Below are 7,808 nucleotides of genomic sequence, written 5' to 3'. Positions count from 1 at the left end.
GAAAAAGTGAAAAAGCCACTTGCTGTTGCTGCCGATGCTGCTTATAAAACACCTGCGATTACTAAATTCTTATTTGAACATGATATTCAACCAGCACTTCCTTATACACGACCAAAAACAAAGGATGGATTTTTACGCAAACATGAATATGTCTATGATGAGTATTATGATTGCTATCTTTGCCCGGAAGGGCAAGTCCTTAAATATACGACAACGACTAAAGATGGGAAACGCCAATATAAATCAAACCCTACTCAGTGTGTAAACTGTCCTTTACTTACTCAATGTACAAGTAGTAAGGATCACAGAAAAATCATTGAACGTCATATTTGGGCACATCATGTAGAGGAAGCGGATCATCTTCGTCATCAAAGTGATATCAAACAAATATATGCTAGACGTAAAGAAACGATTGAACGTGTCTTTGCAGATGCAAAAGAAAAGCATGGTATGCGATGGACAACCCTACGTGGAATTAAAAAATTGTCTATGCAGGCGATGCTTACTTTTGCTGCCATGAATTTAAAAAAGCTTGCTAATTGGACGTGGCAAGCTTCAGAAATGGCCTAAAATATAATACTCGAAGAGTGTTTTTACCCCAAATAAGTCGGTTAAATACCCAATAATCTATTAAAATTACAAAAGACCTTCAGAATAAGCCCATTCTGAAGGTCTTTTGTCAACAACCTGAAATCCACGAGTTATGGACTCGTGGATTTAATTTTTTTGTAGAGAATAAAATTGTATATAAAGTCGAAAATCGAAAATACATAAGCCGATGCAGCTATAAATAATGCAGGGGAGTCGTAGCCGTAATACATCATATCCTTCATGTGTAAACTCAATAGCCAAACGGATGTAAAGATAAATAGGGATATATCGTATCCGATACTTAACGGGCGTTTAATATCTTTTAAAGCAAAATTAAAAACAATAACTCTAAAAAACACAAATAAAAATAAAAAAATGAAATAGAGGGTGGTGCTGTAAAATAATAGGGTTGAAATTAACGGTGGCATAGTGAGAACTCCTTAGATGGTTTTATAATCAGTTTATCGAGTGAAAACCATATATCTATAAGAATATGTAAGTATTTACAAAGTCGATAACGAAAGAATCGCTCTCTAAGTGTTCGAATATTCTACTTTTGATTTAGTTTTAACTGACAAATAAACTCCCTTCATTAATCAGGAAAATTATACCATGAATACAGACTCTCTTATTTAAGAAAGCCAAGTATGTTACGAGATTGAAATAAAAAACAATTGCCTAGACGCCGTTAATAAAAAACAGGAGGTAACTAAAAATTTCTATTTCTATTTTACCTCCTTTTTACAATCATCCATTATAATGTAAGAAAGAAAGATTTATTAATTGAGGAGTGTCGCGATGAATGATTGGTTCGATATACAAACAATTATTTGGATTTTCATTATTATCTTTATATTTCATGATTTTGAGGAAATCATTCTAGCTGAAAAATGGCTTCAGAAAAATTCAACGCTTATTAATAAAAAACTGCCAAGAAAAATGGCAAACGCAATTATAGATCAGCTTTCAATGTCAACTGCGCAATTCTCTGTAGCAGTGCTTGTCATTTTTTTATTTGTCAGCAGTTCAACGATGATGGCAAATCAATATATAAATGGAGGACCTTTTGGAAATATTGCCTTTTTTGTAGTAGTTACATTAACCTTTTTCCTTCATTCATTTATTCATATTGGCCAATCTATATTTCTTAGAGCGTATACTCCCGGTGCATTTACGTCGTTAATACTTCTCATTCCATATAGCATCATTTTGTTCCGAACACTATTAACGAATGAAATTATTACATGGAACTTTATTTTTATATGCCTTCCATTTGTTTTGTTGATGGTTCCAGTATTGTTAATTGCACATTCGATTGGAAAAAAGGTAATTTAAAAAGAAAAACAATCCTATTGAATACTCATTAGGATTGTTTAGTATAAATATCTATATTTATTCACGTATAAGTATTCAAGTGAAAGTAGGCAAATCGCCCAGTTCTATTACTTAAATACATCTCCGCTGCGAATATACTCGATGTCTTTAACGTTCATTCGGAAGTTTACTACACGTGCTGCCGCGAAGAAATAGTCAGATAAACGATTTAAATATTTTTGTACAATTGCAGGGACATCTTCTATGTCATTCATTAACGTAACCACTTGACGTTCTGCTCGACGCGTTACAGTACGTGCAATATGGAGGGTTGCTGCTGCCGGCGTCCCTCCCGGCAAAATAAATCTTTTTAATGGCGGTGCTTCATCTGATAATACATCTATGCGTTTTTCAAGAACTTCAATTGAAGCCTCCTGCAATTTATACTTTCTCTCTTTCATAACGTTTGCTAAATCGCCGCCGCAATCAAACAGTTCATGCTGGATTGTTTCTAAATCCGCTAGAATATCTTGAAAAACTGTTGAATCTAATTCACTGACTGCTTTACCTATAAAAGAGTTTAATTCATCTATCGTACCATATGCCTCAACACGTAAATGATCCTTCCTTACGCGGCCACCCATTAAACTCGTTTTCCCAGTATCCCCTGTTTTTGTATAAAGCTTCATATCCTAATCCCCTTTTCGATATATTTGAATTGCCTCTTTAGTTGCCTCAAAAACACCTCTTCCAATTACCTTGCCAACGTCTGTAATTGGTCCGCCATATTGCATTAGCGGCCCTTGTTGAGTTGCTGCAACTAACAAACTATCTGTCGGTGTACTTGTCGCAATTGAATTTGATCTAAAATCATACACTTTTTCCTGCTGCAAAGCTTTCGTTTTTGCTTCAGTCGCAGTCATCATCGCTTGCACGAATGCTTCATCAGACAATTTCCCATTAATCACAACCCATGTATTTATTGTTCCGATATGCAAAGAATCTTCATGTTTATATGCCTGCGAAACATCAATAGCGTTGCCAATTCCTGCAGTTACAATTACAAAAACATCCCCGAAAGAAGCATTGTATTGTTTAATTACTGCATTCTTTGTATCTACGGCTGTCATCATTCCGACCGTATTCGTTGGAGAAAACCCTTCATCAAGTAAATATTGTAAAAATTCTTCCTTCACCTTATCAATATTATAATCTGCTTTAACGGTACGGTTAATAAAGTTTGAATACCATCCTAAACCAGCGTTATGAACAGCAGATGACAACACCCTTAAAGGAAAATTCAATTTTAATTCAACATATTCCTCTTTTATTTTGATATGATCTCTTAAAACCTTCTTTTCACTTGCCTCCTTTTTCACATCTGGCAAGATAGTCATTTGTGGTTTTGGCTGTTCAGGATGAGCTTGTAATGATATTCGTGCTTCATAAACATCTTTAATTTGATGTTCAATTAAAACTTCATGAGGCTCACCGAATGCTCTTACAGTTCCTTTTTCCATTAACAGTAGTTCATCACAATAAAGTGATGCTAAATTAATATCGTGAAATACTGAAACAACTGTTAAACCATTATCCGTTACTTCTTTCCGAATCATATCTAAAATTTGCTTCTGATGTGCAATGTCTAAATGGTTTGTCGGTTCATCGAGTAACAGTAAATCTGAACTTTGCGCAAGTGCTTGTGCTATAAAAACACGTTGCTTCTCCCCTCCAGATAAGTACTCTATAAAGGTATGCTCGAATTTTTTAACAGCTGTCTGCTCCATCGCCTTCATGACCGAATGTTCATCCTCATTTGACCAACTAGAAAAAAAACCAGATTGATGAGGATAACGGCCAATGCTTACTGTTTCTCGAACTGTGCTTGAAAAAGCCGCTGTATGGAGCTGAGGCAGCACGGTCATTTTTTGTGCTAATTGACGGGAGGTATATTTATTAATATCAACCTCATCTATTAATACGTTTCCAGAGGTCGGCTTTAAAAGGCCGCTAATGATTTTTAACAGCGTGGATTTTCCACAGCCATTCGGTCCAAGAATACCTAGAAACTTCCCTTTACTTACTGAAAAAGAGATATTTTTTAATATTGGGGTAGTATCATAGCCTCCAGAAATGTTGTTTGCCTTTAGCATACAATTCACCCCCTGCTTCTTCTTTGTTTATAAAAAATATATGAAAATACTGGGGCACCAATAAAAGCAGTAATTACCCCAATAGGCAGTTCTGCTGGTGCAAGTATTGTTCTTGAAATTAAATCACAAATAATTAACAGGCTTGCTCCGTTTAAAAATGACAATGTTAATAAATGACGATGGTCTGCTCCCCAAAGTATCCTTGTCATATGAGGAACAACTAACCCAACGAAGCCAATCGTACCTGAAACTGCAACTGCTGCCCCTGTTAACATTGAACCTCCAGCTAAAATCGCATATTTGCTTCTCTTCACATTGACTCCAAGTGATTGTGCCCTTTCATCACCGTACATCATTGCGTTTAATTCACGACGATTTAACCATAAAATAATTGAGCCTACTATAACAAATGGCACAATCATTGTGACATAGGGCCACCCGCGCATTGATACACTTCCAAGCAGCCACCCCATAATTTCGCGCAGCTCTTGACCAGTAAGCGCAATCATTAATGAAATACATGACCCTAAAAATGAACTAAAAATAACACCAGTTAAAATAAGCGTTTCCATTTTCATTGAACGATCTACTAAGCGTGCAAAACTTAAAACAAATATTAATGTTAAAAGCGCTCCAAGCATCCCGAAAATCGGTAATGTAAAAGAACCTATAATTGGTATGGAAATGCCAAAAAAGATAGTAGCTACTGCTCCAACAGATGCTCCCGATGAAACTCCTAGTGTATATGGGTCAGCCAAAGGATTTTTAAGTAATCCTTGAAATGCAGCACCTGCAATTGCAAGCGAAGCTCCAACTAAACCAGCTAACAACACTCGGGGCATTCGAATACTCCATAATATATTGTAGAGACTTGGATTAGTTGAGCTATCCCATAATGCAGATAATGGTACATCTACTGAACCATTAGAAACTCCAAGCCACATACTAAATAGTAAAAATAAAATAGAGGAAGTATATGCAAAAATCGTTTTCTTTTTCACAATATAACCTCGTTTAATTGTTCATCTTCTTGTTTCATCATATTGGCAAAATGCTCCCCCAAAAAATTATGCAAAATAAAAAGTCTCTCTTTACGAGAGACGGTAATTTTAAATATAGTATGACCATACATACAATTAGCCTTCCTTATCCTCGTAAGGGTAGTTGGTATACATAAAGGCAGGTCTCCTGGCTTATGTTCTTGCGATCTCCTTCCCATTGCAGCAGTGAAATATTAGGGTCGCTCACATTTACAGTTGCGGGACAGCGCCGGACTTGCACCGACTTCCCTTTTATTCTTATCCGTATATAGACGAAAAGAACCTTTATGTGAATATTTAATTGGTCTAACTCATTATATCTTATTTTAATTGATTGTTATAGAAAACAATTAGTACACACACTAATAAGAGAACCTGGACATATGTTAAAAATTATTCATTTGAAATGAAAACCGCATGAAATCATGGTTTTCAAATTGGATTTCATGCGGTTTATTAATTTTTAAAGGTTTTATCCCAGTTCAATTTAATCTTATATTAAATATCAAAATCAAATTCGCCTGGTAATACACGTCGTAAGAAGCGTTGGGTTCTTTCTTCTTTTGGAGTTACAAAAATTTCATGTGGCGTTCCTTCTTCTACAATATTGCCGCCATCCATAAATATGACCTTGTTTGCAACATCTTTTGCAAACCCCATCTCATGTGTGACAACTAGCATTGTTGTACCTTCCTTTGCAATATCCTTCATAACCTGAAGCACTTCTCCTACCAACTCTGGATCCAGTGCAGATGTTGGTTCATCAAAAAGGATAATATCAGGGTTTAATGCTACTGCTCGGGCAATGCCTACACGCTGCTGTTGACCTCCTGAAAGCTGACTAGGATATGAGTCATATTTCTCAGACAAGCCTACTTTATCTAATGCTTTTTTTGAAATTTCATAGGCTTCTGCTTTTGGTATTTTTCTACCTATGATTAGACCTTCTGCTACGTTTTCCAAGGCTGTTTTATTATTAAATAAATTATAGTTTTGGAATACAAAAGCTGTTTTCTTACGGATTGCTAATATGTCTTTTTTCGAAGCCGTTTTTAAATCAACATTTAATTCTCCAAAGCTTGCAGTCCCCTGGTCCGCTCTTTCTAAGAAATTAATGCATCGCAGCAGTGTCGTTTTCCCAGAACCACTAGGCCCTAATATAACGACTACATCGCCTTTATCAATCTTCAGGTCGACACCCTTTAAAATTTCATTTTTACCGAACGATTTATGAATATTTTTAATTTCTAACATTTATTTTGCCTCCTTAAGCGCTAGCCATTTTATAGCGACTTAAACGTTTTTCCCACCACTTAAATAGCTGTTCTACTGCAATACAAATAATTAAGTAAACGATAAAAATATCAATGTATGCTTCTAAGTAGTTATAACCTAAATTTGCTTCAACTTTTGCTTTCAACGTAATTTCTTGCAATGAAATGGCATATCCAAGCGATGTTGCTTTAATTAAATTTACTGTAGCTGTAGTTAAGTTTGGCAACGCGGAGACTAATGCTTGTGGAATAATAATTCTCACATAAGCTTGTTTTGTCGTAAGCCCAACAGAATGTGCTGCTTCCAATTGACCGCGATCTACCGTACCTAATGCAGAACGGAAAACTTCAATTAAAACTGCAGCTGTATTGAATGAGAAAATAATAAACGCATACCAAATTGGATGGATATCATAAATTGGATAATCAATATTGTATTTAGTAAAAATACTGTTCAAGAAAATCGGTATAAAGCTATATAATACAAAGATTTGAATAATAATTGGCGTTCCACGGACAAAAGAAACGTACACCTTCGCAATTTGATTTAAAACAGGAATTTTATTAATGCGAGTTAATGCAAGGAAGAAACCGATTGGTACTGCAATCGCCATTGCAACCACTGTTACAAGAAGGGCAACTGGCACTCCGCTTAATGCAACCCAAAATGTATCTATTAGAAAAGGTATATTTAAACTTGATTCCATAATATCCACCTCCTATGATGCTTTTAGTGAACGAGATCCTTTACTGAATAGCTTTTCTAATTTCTCGAAAACTTTTTCTATTGTTATAGAGAGAACCCAATAAATAACTGCAAGGGCAATATAGATTTCTAATGCATGTGAATTAAGGTTACTTGCAATAATTAAATTTGCCTTACCAACAATATCAATAAAGCCAATTGTGTATGCTAAAGCACCCTCTTGTAAAATTGCTATTAATCCATTCCCAAAGTTTGGCAGTGCAACAACAAATGCTTGTGGGAAAATAATTCGTCGATAAGCTTGAAATGGTGTTAATCCAACACTTACTGCTGCCTCGTATTGTCCTTTATGGATTGACTGGATGGCGGAACGAATGACTTCAGACATCATAGCCGAAAATTGTAGAGAAAACGTTGTAACAACAAAAACTCCTGTATTTATGTCTTGTAAATTAACATGAAAAAGCGAGTCTGCAAGAAAAGGTACTCCGTAATACACAAGGAATAATAGAACAATGGAAGGTGTACAACGCATAACAGTTGTATATCCGTTCGCTAAAGAACGTAAAACTTTGCTTTTCCCAATTTTCGCAAAGGCCAGTGCTAAGCCAAGTAATGTCCCGAATAGAACAGCGAGCCCTGCAACTAAAAATGTAATTTTTAAATACGGTAGTAAATTAGGTATCGCATTCCACAGATAACTAATATCAAAGTATTTTTCCACTTTTGT

The 7,808-nt window shown here is 35.5% G+C and carries 8 protein-coding genes and 1 riboswitch; of the genes, 2 read left to right on the top strand and 6 right to left on the bottom strand.

Annotated elements, in window-relative coordinates; all coding sequences use genetic code 11:
• Both EKG35_RS04810 and EKG35_RS04805 read left to right on the top strand, forming a co-directional pair.
• A partial coding sequence (locus EKG35_RS04810) for a transposase (RefSeq protein WP_148103498.1) occupies window positions 1–570 on the top strand: 570 nt, incomplete at its 5' end.
• An 819-nt stretch (window positions 571–1,389) separates the two neighbouring features.
• Window positions 1,390–1,926, top strand: coding sequence for an HXXEE domain-containing protein (locus EKG35_RS04805; RefSeq protein ID WP_126293274.1), 537 nt, complete (start codon window positions 1,390–1,392; stop codon window positions 1,924–1,926).
• Between the two features lie 107 nt (window positions 1,927–2,033).
• On the opposite strand, the gene EKG35_RS04800 is transcribed toward EKG35_RS04805, so the two are convergent.
• The 6 genes from EKG35_RS04800 to EKG35_RS04775 all read right to left on the bottom strand — a co-directional run bounded on the left by EKG35_RS04800 (window position 2,034) and on the right by EKG35_RS04775 (window position 7,802).
• Window positions 2,034–2,594, bottom strand: a complete 561-nt coding sequence (locus tag EKG35_RS04800; RefSeq protein ID WP_126293272.1) for a cob(I)yrinic acid a,c-diamide adenosyltransferase — start codon at window positions 2,592–2,594, stop codon at window positions 2,034–2,036.
• Window positions 2,595–2,597: 3 nt separating this feature from the next.
• Window positions 2,598–4,058, bottom strand: a complete 1,461-nt coding sequence (locus tag EKG35_RS04795) for an adenosylcobinamide amidohydrolase (protein ID WP_126293270.1) — start codon at window positions 4,056–4,058, stop codon at window positions 2,598–2,600.
• A gap of 5 nt (window positions 4,059–4,063) precedes the next feature.
• Entirely contained in the window at window positions 4,064–5,002 is a 939-nt protein-coding gene (locus tag EKG35_RS04790; RefSeq protein WP_126293283.1) for a FecCD family ABC transporter permease, read from the bottom strand.
• A 217-nt stretch (window positions 5,003–5,219) separates the two neighbouring features.
• Window positions 5,220–5,400, bottom strand: a riboswitch (cobalamin riboswitch).
• 196 nt (window positions 5,401–5,596) lie between these two features.
• Window positions 5,597–6,352 carry an amino acid ABC transporter ATP-binding protein gene (locus EKG35_RS04785; protein ID WP_126293268.1) on the bottom strand — a complete coding sequence of 252 codons (756 nt, stop codon included), beginning with the start codon at window positions 6,350–6,352 and terminating at the stop codon, window positions 5,597–5,599.
• Window positions 6,353–6,365: 13 nt separating this feature from the next.
• Window positions 6,366–7,079 (bottom strand): amino acid ABC transporter permease, encoded by a 714-nt coding sequence (locus EKG35_RS04780; RefSeq protein WP_126293266.1) that lies wholly within the window; start codon window positions 7,077–7,079, stop codon window positions 6,366–6,368.
• A 12-nt stretch (window positions 7,080–7,091) separates the two neighbouring features.
• On the bottom strand, window positions 7,092–7,802 hold the full coding sequence (locus EKG35_RS04775; RefSeq protein WP_126293264.1) for an amino acid ABC transporter permease: 711 nt from the start codon (window positions 7,800–7,802) through the stop codon (window positions 7,092–7,094).
• Window positions 7,803–7,808: the final 6 nt, after the last annotated feature.

Source organism: Lysinibacillus telephonicus (genome assembly GCF_003966145.1).
Lineage (GTDB): Bacteria > Bacillota > Bacilli > Bacillales_A > Planococcaceae > Ureibacillus > Ureibacillus telephonicus.
This window is presented reverse-complemented; position numbering and strand designations above follow the sequence as displayed.

Bases quoted from the DNA above. Each gene is read 5' to 3' on its own strand.
- EKG35_RS04785 (WP_126293268.1), bottom strand. From the start codon at position 6,352: ATGTTAGAAATTAAAAATATTCATAAATCGTTCGGTAAAAATGAAATT.
- EKG35_RS04790 (WP_126293283.1), bottom strand. From the start codon at position 5,002: ATGTGGCTTGGAGTTTCTAATGGTTCAGTAGATGTACCATTATCTGCA.
- EKG35_RS04805 (WP_126293274.1), top strand. From the start codon at position 1,390: ATGAATGATTGGTTCGATATACAAACAATTATTTGGATTTTCATTATT.
- EKG35_RS04800 (WP_126293272.1), bottom strand. From the start codon at position 2,594: ATGAAGCTTTATACAAAAACAGGGGATACTGGGAAAACGAGTTTAATG.
- EKG35_RS04780 (WP_126293266.1), bottom strand. From the start codon at position 7,079: ATGGAATCAAGTTTAAATATACCTTTTCTAATAGATACATTTTGGGTT.
- EKG35_RS04795 (WP_126293270.1), bottom strand. From the start codon at position 4,058: ATGCTAAAGGCAAACAACATTTCTGGAGGCTATGATACTACCCCAATA.